Source organism: Streptomyces sp. NBC_00459 (assembly GCF_036013955.1).
In the GTDB taxonomy this organism is placed as follows: domain Bacteria; phylum Actinomycetota; class Actinomycetes; order Streptomycetales; family Streptomycetaceae; genus Streptomyces.
Genome location: NZ_CP107903.1, coordinates 9,571,548 through 9,587,802 on the forward strand (window position 1 = coordinate 9,571,548; position 16,255 = coordinate 9,587,802).

Sequence of the window (16,255 nt, forward strand, 5' to 3'; positions counted from 1 at the left end):
TCGTGCGGGGCCTTGTCCAGGCGGCCCGTGAGGCCCGCCCTGGCATCCGGCCGCCTACGCCGGCTGAAGCGGGCGACCGGACACGAGAGATCGGGGTTAGGACGAGTTTCCGCCCGTCAGCACCCGTTGTTCGCCCGCCGGGATCGCGCACGGTGTGCCGCCCGCGTTGGTGAGGCCTTCCGGGCTGAGGGACCAGGTCGAGATCTGGCCGCCGGAGTAGCCGCTGTGGATAGTGTTGTTGAAGAAGCGGTCGTGGTACGAGGCGCACTGCCGGGCGATCTCGTTGTCGATCGCGCACTGCGTGTCGCAGAACTCGCCGCGATAGTACGACGCCCGCCCCGCGCGCGTGATGTCGTTGTACTCAATCGAGTTGTAGTTGCTCATGTTCCGCGACTTCACCACATAGCCGCTGACGTAGGAGAACTTGTTCCGCACCACCTGGTTGTTCGAGCTGAAGTGCGTGATGTACAGGCCGTGGATGTTCCCCTCATACGGGGCGGCGTTCTCGATGTTGATGAAGTGGCTGTTCTCCACCCGGTTGTTGGACGAGTTCGTGAGGACGATGCCGCCGTAGCCGAAGGTGGAGCCGCCGCTCCACTTGCTGCCCAGGTTGCGGAACTGCATCCCAAAGAACGTGTTGTGGTTCAGGCCCTTACTGCCGCGCACCTGGAGTGGCGGGTTGTAGTTCTCGTCTTTGACGTCACGCTCGGAGTCGCCGTAGACCGAGACGCCGCCCGCTGAGTAGTACTCCACCCGCAGATAGCGGAAGTCGAGATTGCTGTCGCCGCCGCCGTACAGCGGGTCGCCGGTGTCCCTGGGCAGCCGCGGCTGCAGCCAGAAGCCGGCACAGTAATCCGTGCCGCATGTGGCGTTCTTGAAGACCGGCAGCCCGCCCGCCGGGACCCCCTGCCCCGGCACGTAGTCGATCGGCATGAACGACACCTTGTGCCCGGGCACGTAGAAGCGCCACTCGTGGAACGGCGGCGCAATGTAGGTGCCCTGCTTGATGCGCACCTCGACGTCGGTGGTCGGCTTCTGCTGCTGCAGCACCTGCTGCACCCGCGGCAGAGTGGCCACCGCGTTGCCGGAGCTTAGCCCGTCGTTGGCGTCCGAACCGCCGGCGCCCGCGGGCGCCATGTAAACCGTGAAGGCGGCCGCCTCCGCAGCGGCCGGGGCGGCCATCACCGTCGTGACCGTGCCGGCAACCAGCAGCACGGCCGCGCCGAGCCCGGCCAGAATGCCGCGGGTGATTCTGGTACGTCTCTCCCGAATACCCATGATCACCTTCCTTGTAGGGTGATGCGCAGCGTCTTCGTCTCTCCGGCCGTCCCGGTCACATCGACCGTGAAGGTCATCGGATTGAGCGAGCCGACCGTGATGCCCTTGTCGGCGGCCACCGCGACCTCGAGCCTGACCAGGGTGCCATGGCGCGTCGGATCCGCCACCGACACGGCCAGTTCACCGTCGTCGCGCCGCAGCACCACCGACCCCGCGTCGACGGGGTGCTGGCCGCGAACTTCTGGGGCGCCGGGCGCGGCCGCGGAGCTCTCCAGTTGTCGCGCTGGGCGACCGTGTAGACCAGCGGCTTGCCGACGGCATCCGCGCCCACCGCGCCGCCGACGCACATGGCAGAGCTCATCGGACGCCCAGCGAAGTCAGTTCGCCGTTCGGGGCCGCGGCCAGCGCCGGACCCGCGGTGCTGGCCGCGGCCCGCCCCCGCCCCGTCGCCAGCGACAGCACCAGGAACTCTCTGCGTGAAAGTGCCCTCACCATGCACACCCCTCCAAGGAGCCCCAGGCACTACGGCCATAGCCGAAAGTGATCCTATTCCAAGCTGACGGCGTTGACCACGAGTTGGACGGTCCTGCGCAACGACGAAGCTCCTGGTAGACGGGTTCTCGACCAAGATCACCCGTGTCCGCCAAGAGCTTCGTGTGCTTGTCCACCCGTCGTCGTTCGATCTGTCCACCCGCACTCTGCGGTTCCTGACCGGGCAACTGACAGCCAGGCGGAGGGAGATCGGCACGCGGTGGCGGCGGCTTCCCGCAGCGCGACAGGCTCTGCTGGCCCTGGCCCACCTGCGGTGCGGTGACACCTACGCACAGCTCGCGGCCGGTTTCGGCATCGGGATCGCGACCGCCTTCCGCTACATACGCGGGGCCGTCGACATCCTGGCCACCCTCGCCCCGTCCCTGGCCGAGGCGATGAAGACCATCCGGACCAAGGCGTTCGTGATCCTGGACGGCACCCTGCTGCCGATCGACCGGATCGCCGCCGACACCCCGTACTACTCCGGGAAACACAAGCGCCACGGCATGAACGTCCAGGTCCTCACTGAACCGTTCGGACGGCTGCTGTGGGCCTCGCCCGCGCTGCCCGGCTCCACTCACGACCTCACCGCCGCGCGACAGCACGGGATCATCGAAGCCCTCGCTGATGCGGGACTCAAATGCTGGGCTGACAAGGCGTATCAAGGTGCCGGCGGAACCGTCCGAGTCCCGTTTCGGGGCCGCCGTCTCAAGCGATGGAAGGGCCGCCACAACACCACCCACGCCAAGATCCGCTGCTTCGGCGAGCAGGCCATGGCCACCCTCAAGGGCTGGCGGCTCCTGCGGAAGCTCCGCTGCAGCACCAACCGCATCACCGACGTGGTGAAGGCCGTCCTCGTCCTTCACCACCACGCGTCAGCCTGAGGTTGGAAAGAGCTCACTGATGCCTTTCTGTGAGGCGGGCGGACAGTCACCCAGCTGTCGGTTCGTCGCAAGGCACTGTCTAATTGTCGGCGCTGACCATTTGTCTTCGGAGAGGTAACTGTATGCACGACACAGCCGACTTGATAGCGGAGACCTACGCCCTCGACGCCGGACCGTGGACGTTGACGCCGGTCACCCGCGGCGCATTGGGACAGATCTGGAAGTTGTCCGGGAACAGCTCCTCGTGGGCGATAAAGGAACTCCTCTTCGGTTGCGATGAAGAACAGGTCGGCCGGGAGGCCGCGTTGCGGCAGGCTGCCGAGAACCTGGGGATCGCATCGCCGCGGCTTCTCCCCAATCGCCACGGCGCACACGTCTCGCACTTACCCCGTTCCTCCGGTGGGTCCTACGTCAAGCTGTACGACTGGATTGACGGCGCCACAGCGGACGCGTCTGATCCAGACATCTTGGCCTGGTTCGGGCGGACCATGGCGCTGCTCCACAAGGCTGCGGGTGAAGGTGCGGGTGAGACGCCGAACTCCTGGTACGAGCAGTGCCCCGAGGCCGCCGACTGGAAGGACCTGCACGAGAGGATTCATCAGGCCGACCTCCCGTGGGCAGACTCGCTGGGCCGGTTCATCGCCACTTCCGCGGCAGAGCTCGCGCAATGGGTGACGCCGTCCGAAGCCGGGGATCTGGTGACATCGCATCTTGACCTGCAACCCCAGAACGTCCTGGTCGGTGTGAACGGGCCAGTCCTCCTCGACTGGGACAACGCCGGTCCCGCCTCGGCGGAACGCGAACTCGCACGCGCCGTTTACGTGTGGTCCGGTCGGAACCAGACCAACATCGATTCGGCCCGGCGATTGACGCGGGCCTATCGGAGCGCCGGTGGCCGCGCGGAGATCAGAGGCCTGCAGTCGTTTTCGATGCTTTTCGCGACGGACTTGAACTTCATTTATGTGCAGGCTAAATGCGCCATCGATCCGGCCGTGACCGCTGCGCAGCGAGAGTTCGCGGGCAACCAGGTCGTCGCTTCACTGCGCAGGCTGCCCGATCTGGCGGTCATCTCGCAGTTGGTTGCGGCTCTGGAGACGCGGGGGTAATGAACGGGCGCGGACCGTGCGCATGCCTCCTGTTCGACAGCATGTGATGGTCCGCCAGCGGGAGAATTGCGCTGACACCTGGATCGTGCTGCTCTTTCGAGATTCCTACCAGTATGTGGCCGGTCCCGTGACGACCCAGCCGGGGTCGGTGAATCTGACCCAGGAGCCCAATTCCACCTCGATCATCTGCGCGCGGTAGGTGATCTCAACGTTGACGCGGCTGCCGGTGTGACCTCGGCGGAAGTCCACGAGATCGAGTTCGCCGAGCCAGGACAGGTCCTGCTCGCATTCGTCGGCAGCAGGGCTGCTGCCACTCGCCCCGGCTTCGACGGCACTCGCTTCGACGGAAGCGGCCCACAGCAACTTGAGTACATGCCGGACCGGTTGGGGATCGATGAGCTGTTCGGCCTCAGAGATCCTCCAGGCTCGGAGGGGACTGAGCCCAACGGCACCTACGACAACTCGAACATGGGCAGTCCCCACTGATTTCTTCCAACCTCCCGCGCCATCGGCAACCCGCCTGACGCGAGCTACATCATTTCTTGAGCACGGCGCCGACGCCAAGCCGCTTGATCGAGCTGAGCGGGAAAGCCTTAATGTCCGAAACAGGACCATCGGCGCATCCAACTATTTCGCCTTCCTCTTTGTCTCACATGGCACAGATGCGCAATACGCAGGAATCTGAAGGGATGTGCTCGCCGATGAGACGCTGGGCAACGGTGCTGGCAGCGCTGGCACTGGTACTGACGGGAGCCGGCACCGCGTCGACTGCCGTTGCCGCGCCACAAGCTGCGGTTTGTGAGACGGGCTGGGGGAGTATGGCGAAGGCGGCGCCGGGATCGATGGCGATGGCCGGCTCCCTGACGGATGTCAGGACCGGACGGCACACCTGCTACGACCGGATGGTTTTCGATATTCCGGGTATGACGACGGCCGATCCGGCCCTGTACTGGGTCCAGTACGTCCCCAGTTTCGCGCATCCCCCGTCGCAGACCGGTATCCCGGTCGCGGGAGGCGCGATCATCGAGATCGAGTTCACCGCGCCGGTCGACGACTCGCAGTACCACGTCGGGCTCGCGAAGCCGCTGCCCGGGCTCGACTTCGGGGGCTACCGCACCTTCCGGGACGCGAAGTTCGGCGGCTACTACGACGGAGGGACCCACATCGGACTCGGTGTCCGGGCCACGCTGCCGTTCCGGGTGCTGGTGCTTCCCGACCGACTGGTGGTGGATGTGGCGCACACCTGGTAGCCGAGCAATCGTGTGGCCTGCCGCGGTGGACCGTCGGACTGGAGACCGGTTCGGACACCTGCCAGTGGTCTCGGGAGTCGCTCAAACGGCGGTCTTGTTCCGCTGGCGGGGCGATGCCCAGTATGAGCTAGCGCCTTCGGGACCTCCTGGGTGTGGCCGAACGTGGCAGGCCGTGCAGATGATCGAGTAGGGCCGGCCGGGACGGGGATGTGCTGGTCCTTGCCCCGGCCGCTGGCGTGACACAGGATCCGGTGCGGTGCGGTGCGGTGCGGTGCGGTGCGGTGCGGTGCGGTGCGGTGCGGTGCGGTGCGGTGCGGTGCGGTGCGGTGCGGTGCGGTGCGGTGAGTTGTGAGCGTCGGGCCGCAGCCGGCTGGTGACTTCGACAGCCAGAATCAGTCGTCCATCAGCAGCCCGTGAGAGCGGCACTTCGGCGAGCAGCCGCCACAGCGGACCAGCACGATGCATCCAGGGGAGAGTGCGGCGTAGAGCCCGGGCAGGGACGCGGCGATGTCCGCCAGCCCATCGGTGAGTTGCCCGTGGAGTCGGGGGATGGGCGCCCGAACGCCGAGGTCCGAGATCGTACGCGGGGTGCTGATGCCACCGCTCCGATGCGACAGCGGCCCGCAGGGACCGCAGTGGTGAAGGGTGTCGGTTCCACATCCCGGCAACGCCCATGAGCCGGCGTGTTGTGGGCGCCGTCGGCAACTGCGCGACAGGTGAGGTGTCGAACGCGATTCGACGACCTTCGTGATGGGAGTTGCTGCGCGAACCGTTGACGCGCAAGGGGTTCGATTCTACCTTCCCGTTCGAAGTCGTGACCGGCGTTCACAATGCCGAATGCGCTGAGTCTGCCCGAGCGTTCTGCTCGCTCCGAGTATGGCGAACACGTCCGGACAGGGTCGTCCCCCCCACACCAGGAGGATCCGCGTGAGCCGCACCTCCCGCAAGGTCGCCCGCAGAACCAACCGCAGAACCGCTCTCCTGTCCGTCCCCGCGGCGATTCTGCTCGCACTCGTCCCGAACTCGGCGTCCGCATATCCGAACCCGGGCACCGTCACCGGCTCGATCGTGGTCCACGACCCGACGATGATCCGCACATCCTCGGGCCAGTACCTGCTCTACGCCACCGGCGGCGGCATCAGCAACCGCACCTCCACCAACCGCACCGCTTTCAGCGGCGGCGCCGACGCCTTCTCCAGCAGGCCGAGCTGGTGGCGCACCTACTCCTCCGTGCCGGAGGCCTGGGCACCCGACATCTCGTACCACGGCGGCAAGTACCTGCTGTACTACTCCGTCTCGTCCTTCGGCTCGCAGAACTCGGCCATCGGCCTGGCGACATCGACGACCGGCCGACCGGGCAGCTGGACCGACCAGGGCATCGTCTACACGTCGAGTTCGTCGAACGACTACAACGCCATCGACCCGAACCTCTTCGTGAACGACGACGGCAAATGGTGGCTGTCCTTCGGCAGTTGGTGGACCGGGATCAAGTTGATCCAGATCAACCCGTCGACCGGGAAGCAACTCGCGTCGAACACCACCCGCTACTCGCTCGCCTCCCGCCCCACCGGTACCAAGGCCGTCGAGGCCCCGTACATAGTCAAACGCAACGGCTACTACTACCTGTTCGCCTCGTACGACACCTGCTGCGCGGGCGCCAGTTCCACGTACAAGGTCAAGGTCGGCCGGGCCACCGGCATCACCGGCCCGTACTACGACAGGAACGGTGTCGCCATGATGAACAACGGCGGTACGCCCGTGCTGGAGTCGCACGGCCGGTACGTCGGCCCCGGCGGGCAGTCGATCTTGAACGACGCGGACGGTGACCTGATCGTCTACCACTACTACGACGGCCAGGACAACGGCACTCCGAAGCTCGGCATCAACCTTCTGAACTGGAGCAGCGGGTGGCCCGTCGCCTACTGACGCGGGTGGCGGCCATCCTGCTGGCTCTGCCCATGGGTCAGTCCCCGGCGAGCGCCGCGTCCTCCAACACCCGGTCGAGGCACAGAAGGGCGCCGACCCCTGGATTTCGTCTCGCAACGTCAACTATCAGCCGTCGGTGCCGAGTTGGACCGCCGCACTTGGTGGGCCTTGTGTGGGGCGACGCCGCGTGGAGCAGGCGGTGCCCGCGCCGCATATGGAAGGGAGAAAGCATGTTCTTCAGACGCTCGATGTGGCAACGGCTTACAGGTCGACGGATCGTCATGCGCGCCGCGTTGACCGGTGTCGCAGCCGTCCTGTCGATCGCCCCATTGGCCGTCACGGGGGCAACAGCCTCGGCGGCGACCCCCGTTCATGTCTACATCGCGGGAGACTCGACCGCCTCCACCTATGTGTCCTCGCTGGCTCCCCGGGCCGGCTGGGGGCAGGCGCTGCCGGTGTTCCTCACCTCCAATGCCGGGGTGGTGAACGTGGCCAAGTCCGGGGCCAGTTCCAAGAGCTTCATCGATCTGGGCCGACTCGACCACATTCTGGCTCTGATCAAGCCTGGCGACTTCCTTCTCATCTCGTTCGGGCACAACGACGAGAAGATCGATGACCCAACCCGCTACACCGAGCCGTCGACAACGTACAAGCAGTATCTCTCCCAGTACATCGACCGGAGCCGGGCCAAGGGAGCCGTCCCGGTTCTGGTCACGCCAGTGGAACGTCGCAAATTCAACAGCGCGGGAGTCATTTCCCCATCCCATGGCGCTTATCCGGCGGCGATGCGCGAACTCGCCGCGGCCAAAGGCGTACCGCTGATCGACCTGACCACCTCCAGCACCGCACTGTGGAACCGCGTCGGCGTGGCGGGAACGAAGAACTACTTCATGATCCTGAACTCCGGGCAGTACCCCAACTACCCCAACGGCAGCCAGGACAACACGCACTTTCAGGCCTTCGGCGCGATCGAGGTCGCTCGCCTCGTCGCCACTGCCTTGCACAACCAGAGCGTCCTGCCGTCGGCCGATTTCCAGCGGCTGACCGACACCATCCCCACCAGCGCGATCGTGTGGCCCACGACCGCACCGTACTGACGGTCACCGGTCACCTTCTGCCGCCGGCAACTCTTCCGAAGATCGACGAAAGGGTCACACATGCACCCGCTCGCCAAACACCGGACCCTGGTGGTCGCCGGTGCCCTTGCCGTCTCACCGCTGGCACCCCTCGGGCTGACCACCCCAGCGAGCGCCGCCACCACGATCACGGTGGCGAGTGACGGCTCCGGAAACTACACCACCATCCAGGCCGCGATCGCGGCTGCCCCGTCAGGCACGATCATCAACATCAAGCCGGGCACCTACCGCGGCCAGGTGTCCATCCCGTCGAGCAAGTCCAGCATCACCCTGCAGGGGACGACCGGGACCGCGACCGACGTCGTGATCACCGGAAACACCCCGGCGTCCACCGCCGGAACCGCGGGCAGCGCGACCGTACTCAACATGGCCAAGAACACCACGGTCAACGGCGTGACCATCGCTAACACCTACGCCGCTCACGACAGTCAGGCACTGGCTCTGTACGCCGGCGGCGACCGGCAGGTCTACCGCAACGTCCGCCTGCTGGGCTACCAGGACACCTTCCTGTCCTGGGGCGGTACAGGAAGTTCGCAGGTCCGCCAGTACGTCTACAAGAGCTACATCGAAGGCGCCGTCGACTTCATCTACGGCAACGGCGCCCTGGTCATCGACTCCACGACCATCCGCTCACTGGACCGTGGCAGCACCAACAACGGCTACATCACCGCCGCGGCCACCAACGCCAGCAACCAGTTCGGCATCCTGATCACCAGGTCGACGCTGCTGAGTTCGGCTGCGGCGCGCACCGTCGCCCTGGGGCGCTGCTGGCACGCCGGTGGGGCGGCCGACGCGATAGGCCAGGTGCTGGTCCGCGACTCGACGCTGGGGGCCCACGTTCGCCAAGCCGGAGCCTGGCAGGACATGAGCGGCTTCTCCTGGAAGACCTGCCGGTTCAGCGAATACAACAACAACGGCCTCGGAGCCAGCACCGGCACCAGCGACCGCCCGCAGATCAGTGGCGCAACCGCGGCGAACTACACCTCGCAGAAATATCTGACCGGAAGCGACGGCTGGAACCCTGTGCAGTAGGCAGTAGGCGTTGGCCGAGACCGTACATCCGCACGCCCGGCGGTGTGCGACGAGGCCATCGCCTCCTGCACCGGAGGGCGCATCTTCCCTGCACAACCGAGGTGCGCACGAACCGGCGTCTTCGAATTCGAGAGGTCTGGGGCGAGTTCCGGAGAGGTTCGATGCCGCCACGCTCTACGCCTGCTCGCTGCGGCAGCCTGATGTCACCGCTCGTGTCCGCGACGGCTTCCGAGTCTTGGGCGTCCCGGTCGGCCGGGCTGTCGAAGCGGCCGTGTGCGGCCAGTCGCTCCAGACCGTGGCCCGCGGCGACAACCTGGCCCTGTCAGAGCCCTTTCGGAACTCGTCCGGGGAGCTTCGCCACCGCTGACCGAGCTCTCCGGTCCGGTGCCCACGCGCGTGCCGGCCCACCCGCCCGGTGCACGGACCTCGATCGCCTCGGCGTGCGGCATGTACGGGATCCAGCACCGTCGTCGGAACGCTTCCCGGATCTTCTCCCGGCGCCCGAGTCACGGCCACCGGAACCTGAGTATCAGCATCAATGTCAGTGCCGAGGTCTACGGTGCGGCCATGTTCACCCTGCCCGACGGTCTGCCTCCCGGCCGTTTTCTGCCTCGTGGGTCCGTACAAGCCTGGGTCTCTGACGAATTCCCGGAGGACATCGAAAGGCTGTGGCCCCGCTTGCTGAGCGAGCGAAGAGCAAGCGGCCTGGTTCCGCTTCTGTGCCTGCCCGACGCCATGGGAAGACCACTCAGCCTGGACCACATCACCGCCGTCCGCCTGGAGGAGGTGCTGACCGCGGACTTCATTGAGTACCGTCGTCGGAGGCTGCCGCTGTGGACGGACCCGACGCCGGCCCCGGTACCTGAGGGAATCGAGCCATGGCCGCACGACCCGGGGCCGCCGTTCGAACAGTGGCCGGGCCTGGCACCGGCGACGCCGGTTACGTCGGCGGGCCCGACACCCGAGGAGGCTGCGTCAAGCCTGATTGCCAGGCTCATCGAGGCTGGCGATTTCGGACTGGCCGAGTGCCGCCTCGTTCTCGTCCCCGCCCATCGAAGCAGCGATGCCCTGGCGTTGATCGGCTGGTCCGCGGAGGCACCTCTCCTTCTGCTGTGCGCACTCCTGCGGAGCTGGGAGGACCGGTTCGGAGCTCAGGTCGTAGCCGCTTTCGGCAGCGAACTGCACGTCTCGGTCGCGAGGCCTCTCGTTGAAGCAGAGCATGCGAGCCTGCTCGCTCTGGAGCATGTGCTGTCGACCGCGGACAACATCGTCGACGACCCTCCGACTCCGTTCCCCGAGTACGCGACGGACCTTGTGGGGCGAACTTCCTGGTCGTTCTGGTGGGACTAGTCCTATTGATCACGAGCGTCGTTGACTGTCGCCGGGCCTGAACACGGCGAAGACCTCCGGTGTGGTGGAGCTGTCCAGGAACGCACCACACGGAGGTTTTCCTGTCCCACGGTGATCGGGGCGGCACCGGCCATCTGCCGGCCACTGCCCTCAAGGAGGGCCGGGACCTGTCCTTGGTGAGCGGCCTTCTGGTCGACACCGCCTACCGACTACTGCGGGCTCGGCGGCCCGGCGCTATTTCAGGTGCCGGTCGAAGAACCGACCCCCGTCCTCCACCTCGAACCACGGGGTACCGAGGTGTCCGCCCAGGTTGGCGTGCAGCGTCTTCTCCTTGCTGCCGAAGGCGTCGAACAGGTCCAGGGCCCGCTGCCGAGGGTTCCCTTCGTCGTCCCACTGCAGCAGGAGCAGCAGCGGGATGGTGACCTGCCGGGCCTCCTCGCGCTGGGCGCGGGGCACGTAACCCCCAGCGAAGAAACCGGCGGCGGTGATGCGCGGTTCGGCCACCGTCAGCCGAATGCCGAGGGCGGTCCATCCCGAGTACCCGACCGGGCCGCCGATCTCGGGGAGCGAAAGGAGCGCGTCCAGGGTGGTCCGCCAGTCCGGGACCGCCTTTTCGACCAGCGGGCCGATGAAGGACTCGAAGATCTCCTCGACCGGCTCTCCGGCCTGCATCGCCCGGCGGAGGTCGGCGCGAGCCTGCTCGTCGGCGGCGGAACGGGGCCGGTCACCGCATCCGGTGGCGTCGATGGAGGCCACCGCGTAGCCGTACGCCGCGGAGTGCCGGGCCCGGGCCACCATCCGGGCGTCGCCCTTGGGCAGGCCGTTGTTGTGGGCCATCAGGATCAGCGGGGCAGGTGCGGCGGATCCGGGCGTCCACAGGGTGCCGGGGATCTCGCTGAGGGTGAATTCGCGTTCGAGGACGCCGTCGTCGAGGCGCTTTTCGGAAGTGAACTGCATGGTTGTGCCCTTCGGGAGTGCTCAGAAGTGGCGCTCCCGGACGACCTACCGCCCGACCGTGACCCCGGAGGGGAGCACCCATGTCGATACTGCGTTCACGGGTACCACCTCCTCGTTCTCTCGCACGGCCTCCGGAAAAGTAGCAGTGGCCGCCGAGGTCCGCCAACGGGTTTTTGCGGAGGCTCCGTGGCCGGATGCCACAGAACCCGGCCGGATGCTGGGAAACTCCACCGCACCACCGACCACCCCGGCTTGCTGTATGTCCTGGAGGGGACCTTCGGCCGGTCCCTGCACAAGGTGTCCCTGCTGTGGGACGACGATCGTCGGCCGACGTAGTTGATGGAGATCCTGCTGGAGAACGAACCTGCCCCGTCGGCACGGCCGCGACAGCCCGTCGTACGGGTACGAGCCCGCCGCGTCGGCCGTTCTCGCGATCGGCCGGAACCGATGATTCGACCTCGCCCATCACTGCTCGACAACCGTGAGGGCGGCCGACTGGTCCTGCTACTTCTGACGGCCGCGCGCAGGCCGGTCCCGCTCGCCGTTGCCGACCGATGCTGTTGTCTCCTGCCGGAAATCGGGTGTGGGCCCGGCCCCGAGCCGCGTCGGCCTCGGCGCGGACGCGGCACCGAAATCACGCGCGCGGCAACTGACCGCCAGGCAGAGGTTCGTTGCCACCGGCCGCCGCCCCGAGCGCGTCCTTCACGCCCTCGGCGGCGAGCATGCGGGCCTCGTGACCGTAGCCCTGGACATCACCGACCCGGCCGCCGCCACGTCGGCCGCAGAGGCTGCCGTCGACTGCTTCGGCCGGATCGGCGTCCTGATCAACAATGCCGCCGACCTCTACGCCGGGTTCTTCGAGGAACTCCCCGATGCGCAGATCCGCACCCAGACCGAGACGAACCTGTTCGGCCCGATGAACGTCACCCGCGTCCCGCTTGCCCGTCACGCGTGCTGAGAGCGCCGGGCACGTCCTCACTCTGTCGTCGTCCCCCTTGCAAGAGCGGTCGGCACCAGTACGCCAAGCGCCTGGCCGCCCACGCCTGAACCCCACCGCTCCGGAGCGCCGCCGAGCTACTGGGCGGAGACCGCGCTCGTGGTGGCTGGGACGCACGCCTCGACAGCTTCGAAGAACGCGGCCCGTGCGGCGTTGCGGGTGAAATCCGCTCAGCGTCCCCACACCGCATACACGAACGCCCTCAGCGGCGCAGTTCCTCTGCTGCCGATGACTCCCGTAACGAGGGCCATGAGCACGTTCTCCTGGTCGGCCCAACTGCTTTGGGCGGCGATCCAGGCGAGGATGACCACCTGTCACACTGAGCCCGTGCGTGTCGCGGCAGGGCGGCACCCAACGGAAGGAACTGATCGCGGGATGCCCCGATGGATAGTGCTGGCCGTACCGGTCGGCGGCGTGGCAGAGGCAAACAGCGACGCGCGTACCGTCGCGGAGTTCGAAGGGAGCGCCGGCGAAGCGGAGACGGCTCTGCTGGAGGCAGCGAACACGTACAGGCACGGCCCCTGGAAAGTACGCCGCCGCGAGATCTTCAAGTGCTCCAGCCGGTCCTACCTCATTCGGATCCGGGAGCGGGCAGCTACATACAGCCTCCTCGTTCAGCTTGCCGAGCTTGTCCACGACTCTGATGTGAAGTCGGTGGACGAGTCTCTCGGCTGACGACCAGTCACCACGAAGTTGAGTCAGATCCCCTGTGAGAGCTGTGCAGTCACCCCGCCCGCGATATTCGAGTGAACGTGGGAGAGGGCTTGCGTAGGGTGGTGATCGTGGACCCAGCTGACTTTTACACCGGCATCGTCGCGGACCTCTACGGGCCGTTGAAGTCCTTCTCCCAAGACCCCGAGCCCTATGCGGCCTTCATTCAGCATGCCGGTTTGCCGGCGCTGGAGTTGGGATGCGGGGACGGTGATCCTTTGCTCGAGTTGCGCAGGCGCGGCCTGGATGTCGAGGGTGTCGACTCGTCCGCGGACATGCTAGAACGCCTGCGTCGCCGGGCGGATGAACAGGGCATCCGTGCCACCGTGTTCCACCAGCGCATGGAAGCTCTGGATCTGCCTCGCAGCTACCGGGCGATCTTCCTCGCCGGACCGACCTTCACTCTGCTCCCTGACGACGACGCGGCGCTGGCCGCCCTGCGCGGAATCCGCGCCCACCTGGCGGAGGGCGGCACCGTGCTGGTGCCTCTGTTCACCCCCGCACCGACCCCGGTGGAACAGCTCGGCCTGGTGCGTACGGCCGTCGCACCCGATGGCGCGGAGCTTCGGTTCTCCGTCGTCGCCGAGGAGCGCGACGAGCTGGCCCGGACACAGACGACGCTTCTGCGCTACGAACGCCATCACGGTTCGGACAGCAGCGTGGTGGAGCGCCCGTGGATCCTGCACTGGTACACCCGCGACCAGTTCGAGAAGCTGGCCACGACCGCCGGCCTGACCGTGACAGCGGTCACCGATCCTGACGGCAGGCCCGCCCCTGCCAGCGCCACCGACCTGCTCCACTTCCGGCTCCAGGCCACTTGACCCCCTTCTTCCCTGAACAGGTCAGGGCCCCGTCTCCGCTACCACGCCCGAAGATCCGTGCCAGGGCTTCGAACGCGCCGAACTCAGCGACGGGCGACTCTCGTCGAGAGTCGGGTCGCAAGGTGGACCAAGCCCCGTGTTCGCAGCTTGGAGATGGCTGACCGCTGGACACGGATGGTGATCGCCGCCTACGCCCCGGCCTCGGCTCGCGCGCTCGCTGGCGACGGAGCCACCAGATCAGACACTCAAAGGCGAGTAACTGCCGCAGCGATGCCGGACTTCCGGAGCGCGCGGGCCAGGTGTTCCATCTCGGGAAGCGTTCCTGAGTAATCGCCATCCACCGCGCGGCGTAGCACAGCCTTCGCGTTCATCAGGTCGATGCCGAGCTCGGCCCGCAGCACGCGCATGATGGCGACGCTCTTCGTCGACGGACTGCGCACCTGCAGCCTCGCGGGTCCATGCTCGGAGAGCATCTGATCCCGCAGTTCCGCCGGCACATCACCACCGCACACAGCTACCGCCCATCCACAGACGGAACAGGTCGACTCGACGTCCCACCGCAACTGGCCGCCCACCAGGGCCTGAACTCCCCAACACTCCAGCTCCGCACCGCAGTCCTGGCATACGTTCGAAGTCAATGCCCGTTTGTCCGGCCCACTTCGCGAGTGGTACCAGGCGCTCGACGCTACTGACCCGGGCCGCGTGGTGTGGAATTGGGATACCGAGGTGGCCATGACCCCGCGGCAACGCCATGACCTTGGCCTGTTCGACGACTGGATCCAGCGCTTGCCTGCCCTGTCTGCATGATCTACGCCGTGAGAACGGCTTCACTGAGGTGAGGTCGTTGACGCTCCCATGGGTGACTGCCGGTTGCAGAGCGATCGGGCCAACAGCAATGAACGAAGCCGCGGCCCTCCTGAGCACTCCGCTGCGGTTCCCCGGTTCTCCCGGCCGGATCTCCCAGGATCCGCGGGCGAGAAACACCACCCGATCCGACCCAACAGCCGTTTGGCGATCGAGCGTTCCCGGAACTCACCAGCACGCGCTGCCGCTTCCTACCGACACGATCAGCGCCGTGACTCACATCGTGGCGCGTGCTGCCGAGGCTGTCGGTTCACTGATCCGCATCGCTCAGCCGCCCGCTCCGCTCCCCGCCAGCGGGCGTACTGCCGGTTCGAGCAGCGACAGCGTCCGCTGCTGCGCGTCGAGGGCGACGCGGACACCGACCGGCATCGGGAGATTCGGGCCGGCGTGTCCGAACTCGACGTTGCCCAGGACCGGGATGTCACGGTCGCCGAGGACGTCGAGGACGATCTCGCGCAGGGTCGGGGACGCGTCGGGCGAGTCGAGTCCGTCGATCCCGTCCGGGATGCCCACGACCATGCCGGAGATCCGATCGAGGATGCCGGCGTGCCGCAGTACCTGCAGATAGCTCCACACATAGGCTGCCAGACCTCCCGCCTCCTCCCAGAACAGCACCGCGCCGTCGAACCATTCGAGCGGCAGCGCGTAGGACGTCGCTTGGTTCAGTACGATGCGGTTGATTACTCCGCCGATCAGGCGGCCTTCGGTGCGACCGGCACGCCAGCACTCCCACGTCGGGGTGGAGGGCAGCGGGCCGATCGGCTCGGTACCGGTCAGCAGCGTCGAGTAGAGCTCCTCGAGTTGCGCCCTGCGTGCCGCAGTCGCGCGCTGCCAGTGTCCGCCGAGTCCAGGGGTGGCCAGGTCGGTATGGAAGCCGACCAGACCCGTGCGCGCGTAGAACACCAGATGCAGCAGCGAGATGTCGCTGAAACCGAGGATCGGCTTGGGGTCGGCAGTGATCGCCTCGAAGTCGATCAGATCGAGGTATCCGAGCGCCGTCTGGCCGCCGTCATGCGCGATGATCGCGCGCACCTCGGGATCTCGCAGAAGGGCGTTGAGCTCTTCGGCGATCTCCGCCGGCCGAGCCGCGCTCCACCAACGGTGCCGCCCTGCATCGAGGAGCCGTGCCCGGCGCACACGGAATCCCATCCGCTCGAGCACGTCCACCGCCTGCTTGAGGTCGGGCTCGGATGCGGCATGGAGCGGCCCAGACAGCGATGCGATGACGACGAGATCTCCGGGCCTCAGGGCACGAGGTCGAAGCAGTCGAGGCAGCGCAGTAGGAGTCACCGAGGCAGTATCCCGACACCCTCAGTAACACGCGACGCATTTACCGGCGTCCATCCACGAAGCCCCTGGCCCAGAACAAGCCGCCCTCCGGGGACAGTTGGAGTCGCCTCGGGTGGAGCCAA

General features: G+C 66.8%; 17 protein-coding genes and 1 pseudogene. 10 read left to right on the forward strand and 8 right to left on the reverse strand.

What is annotated here, in order from left to right; translation table 11 throughout:
• Nucleotides 1-96: 96 nt before the first annotated feature.
• The 3 genes from OHN74_RS41890 to OHN74_RS41900 form a co-directional block, all read right to left on the reverse strand.
• Nucleotides 97-1,278 (reverse strand): hypothetical protein, encoded by a 1,182-nt coding sequence (locus tag OHN74_RS41890; RefSeq protein ID WP_327699797.1) that lies wholly within the window; start codon nucleotides 1,276-1,278, stop codon nucleotides 97-99.
• A gap of 2 nt (nucleotides 1,279-1,280) precedes the next feature.
• Entirely contained in the window at nucleotides 1,281-1,484 is a 204-nt protein-coding gene (locus OHN74_RS41895; protein WP_327699798.1) for a hypothetical protein, read from the reverse strand.
• A gap of 151 nt (nucleotides 1,485-1,635) precedes the next feature.
• Complete coding sequence (locus OHN74_RS41900) at nucleotides 1,636-1,773, reverse strand: hypothetical protein (protein ID WP_327699799.1); 138 nt, start codon at nucleotides 1,771-1,773, stop codon at nucleotides 1,636-1,638.
• 161 nt (nucleotides 1,774-1,934) lie between these two features.
• Between OHN74_RS41900 and OHN74_RS41905 the strand changes: the two genes are divergently transcribed.
• Both OHN74_RS41905 and OHN74_RS41910 read left to right on the forward strand, forming a co-directional pair.
• Complete coding sequence (locus tag OHN74_RS41905; RefSeq protein ID WP_327699800.1) at nucleotides 1,935-2,693, forward strand: transposase family protein; 759 nt, start codon at nucleotides 1,935-1,937, stop codon at nucleotides 2,691-2,693.
• A 122-nt stretch (nucleotides 2,694-2,815) separates the two neighbouring features.
• Nucleotides 2,816-3,799 (forward strand): phosphotransferase enzyme family protein, encoded by a 984-nt coding sequence (locus OHN74_RS41910; protein ID WP_327699801.1) that lies wholly within the window; start codon nucleotides 2,816-2,818, stop codon nucleotides 3,797-3,799.
• A 105-nt stretch (nucleotides 3,800-3,904) separates the two neighbouring features.
• Here the strand turns inward: OHN74_RS41910 and OHN74_RS41915 are convergent, their stop codons facing one another.
• Nucleotides 3,905-4,162, reverse strand: a complete 258-nt coding sequence (locus tag OHN74_RS41915) for a hypothetical protein (RefSeq protein ID WP_327699802.1) — start codon at nucleotides 4,160-4,162, stop codon at nucleotides 3,905-3,907.
• Nucleotides 4,163-4,500: 338 nt separating this feature from the next.
• Between OHN74_RS41915 and OHN74_RS43005 the strand changes: the two genes are divergently transcribed.
• On the forward strand, nucleotides 4,501-5,049 hold the full coding sequence (locus OHN74_RS43005) for an AMIN-like domain-containing (lipo)protein (RefSeq protein WP_443060526.1): 549 nt from the start codon (nucleotides 4,501-4,503) through the stop codon (nucleotides 5,047-5,049).
• Nucleotides 5,050-5,157: 108 nt separating this feature from the next.
• Here the strand turns inward: OHN74_RS43005 and OHN74_RS41925 are convergent.
• Nucleotides 5,158-5,540, reverse strand: a pseudogene (locus OHN74_RS41925) (hypothetical protein); the annotation flags it as partial.
• A 436-nt stretch (nucleotides 5,541-5,976) separates the two neighbouring features.
• On the opposite strand from OHN74_RS41925, the gene OHN74_RS41930 reads away from it, so the two are divergent.
• The 4 genes from OHN74_RS41930 (at nucleotide 5,977) to OHN74_RS41945 (ending at nucleotide 10,493) form a co-directional block, all read left to right on the forward strand.
• Nucleotides 5,977-6,975 carry an arabinan endo-1,5-alpha-L-arabinosidase gene (locus OHN74_RS41930; protein WP_327699804.1) on the forward strand — a complete coding sequence of 333 codons (999 nt, stop codon included), beginning with the start codon at nucleotides 5,977-5,979 and terminating at the stop codon, nucleotides 6,973-6,975.
• A gap of 281 nt (nucleotides 6,976-7,256) precedes the next feature.
• Nucleotides 7,257-8,072: a rhamnogalacturonan acetylesterase gene (locus OHN74_RS41935; RefSeq protein ID WP_443060592.1), complete on the forward strand. Its 816-nt coding sequence runs from the start codon at nucleotides 7,257-7,259 to the stop codon at nucleotides 8,070-8,072.
• Nucleotides 8,073-8,132: 60 nt separating this feature from the next.
• A complete protein-coding gene (locus OHN74_RS41940) occupies nucleotides 8,133-9,143 on the forward strand; it encodes a pectinesterase family protein (protein WP_327699806.1) in 1,011 nt (336 codons plus the stop codon).
• A 567-nt stretch (nucleotides 9,144-9,710) separates the two neighbouring features.
• A complete protein-coding gene (locus OHN74_RS41945) occupies nucleotides 9,711-10,493 on the forward strand; it encodes a DUF4253 domain-containing protein (protein WP_327699807.1) in 783 nt (260 codons plus the stop codon).
• A gap of 234 nt (nucleotides 10,494-10,727) precedes the next feature.
• On the opposite strand, the gene OHN74_RS41950 is transcribed toward OHN74_RS41945, so the two are convergent.
• A complete protein-coding gene (locus OHN74_RS41950; RefSeq protein ID WP_327699808.1) occupies nucleotides 10,728-11,450 on the reverse strand; it encodes a dienelactone hydrolase family protein in 723 nt (240 codons plus the stop codon).
• A 583-nt stretch (nucleotides 11,451-12,033) separates the two neighbouring features.
• Between OHN74_RS41950 and OHN74_RS41955 the strand changes: the two genes are divergently transcribed.
• From OHN74_RS41955 to OHN74_RS41965, 3 genes are all read left to right on the forward strand, one after another.
• On the forward strand, nucleotides 12,034-12,408 hold the full coding sequence (locus OHN74_RS41955; protein WP_327699809.1) for an SDR family NAD(P)-dependent oxidoreductase: 375 nt from the start codon (nucleotides 12,034-12,036) through the stop codon (nucleotides 12,406-12,408).
• Nucleotides 12,409-12,822: 414 nt separating this feature from the next.
• Nucleotides 12,823-13,122 (forward strand): hypothetical protein, encoded by a 300-nt coding sequence (locus OHN74_RS41960; RefSeq protein WP_327699810.1) that lies wholly within the window; start codon nucleotides 12,823-12,825, stop codon nucleotides 13,120-13,122.
• Between the two features lie 107 nt (nucleotides 13,123-13,229).
• Nucleotides 13,230-13,979, forward strand: a complete 750-nt coding sequence (locus tag OHN74_RS41965; RefSeq protein WP_327700458.1) for a class I SAM-dependent methyltransferase — start codon at nucleotides 13,230-13,232, stop codon at nucleotides 13,977-13,979.
• 245 nt (nucleotides 13,980-14,224) lie between these two features.
• Here OHN74_RS41965 and OHN74_RS41970 read toward each other — a convergent pair whose 3' ends face one another.
• Together OHN74_RS41970 and OHN74_RS41975 are read right to left on the reverse strand one after the other, a co-directional pair.
• Nucleotides 14,225-14,554: a hypothetical protein gene (locus OHN74_RS41970; protein WP_327699811.1), complete on the reverse strand. Its 330-nt coding sequence runs from the start codon at nucleotides 14,552-14,554 to the stop codon at nucleotides 14,225-14,227.
• Nucleotides 14,555-15,110: 556 nt separating this feature from the next.
• The gene (locus OHN74_RS41975; protein ID WP_327699812.1) at nucleotides 15,111-16,133 is read right to left on the reverse strand and encodes a S66 peptidase family protein; all 1,023 of its coding nucleotides are present in this window, start codon (nucleotides 16,131-16,133) and stop codon (nucleotides 15,111-15,113) included.
• Between the last annotated feature and the right edge of the window lie 122 nt (nucleotides 16,134-16,255).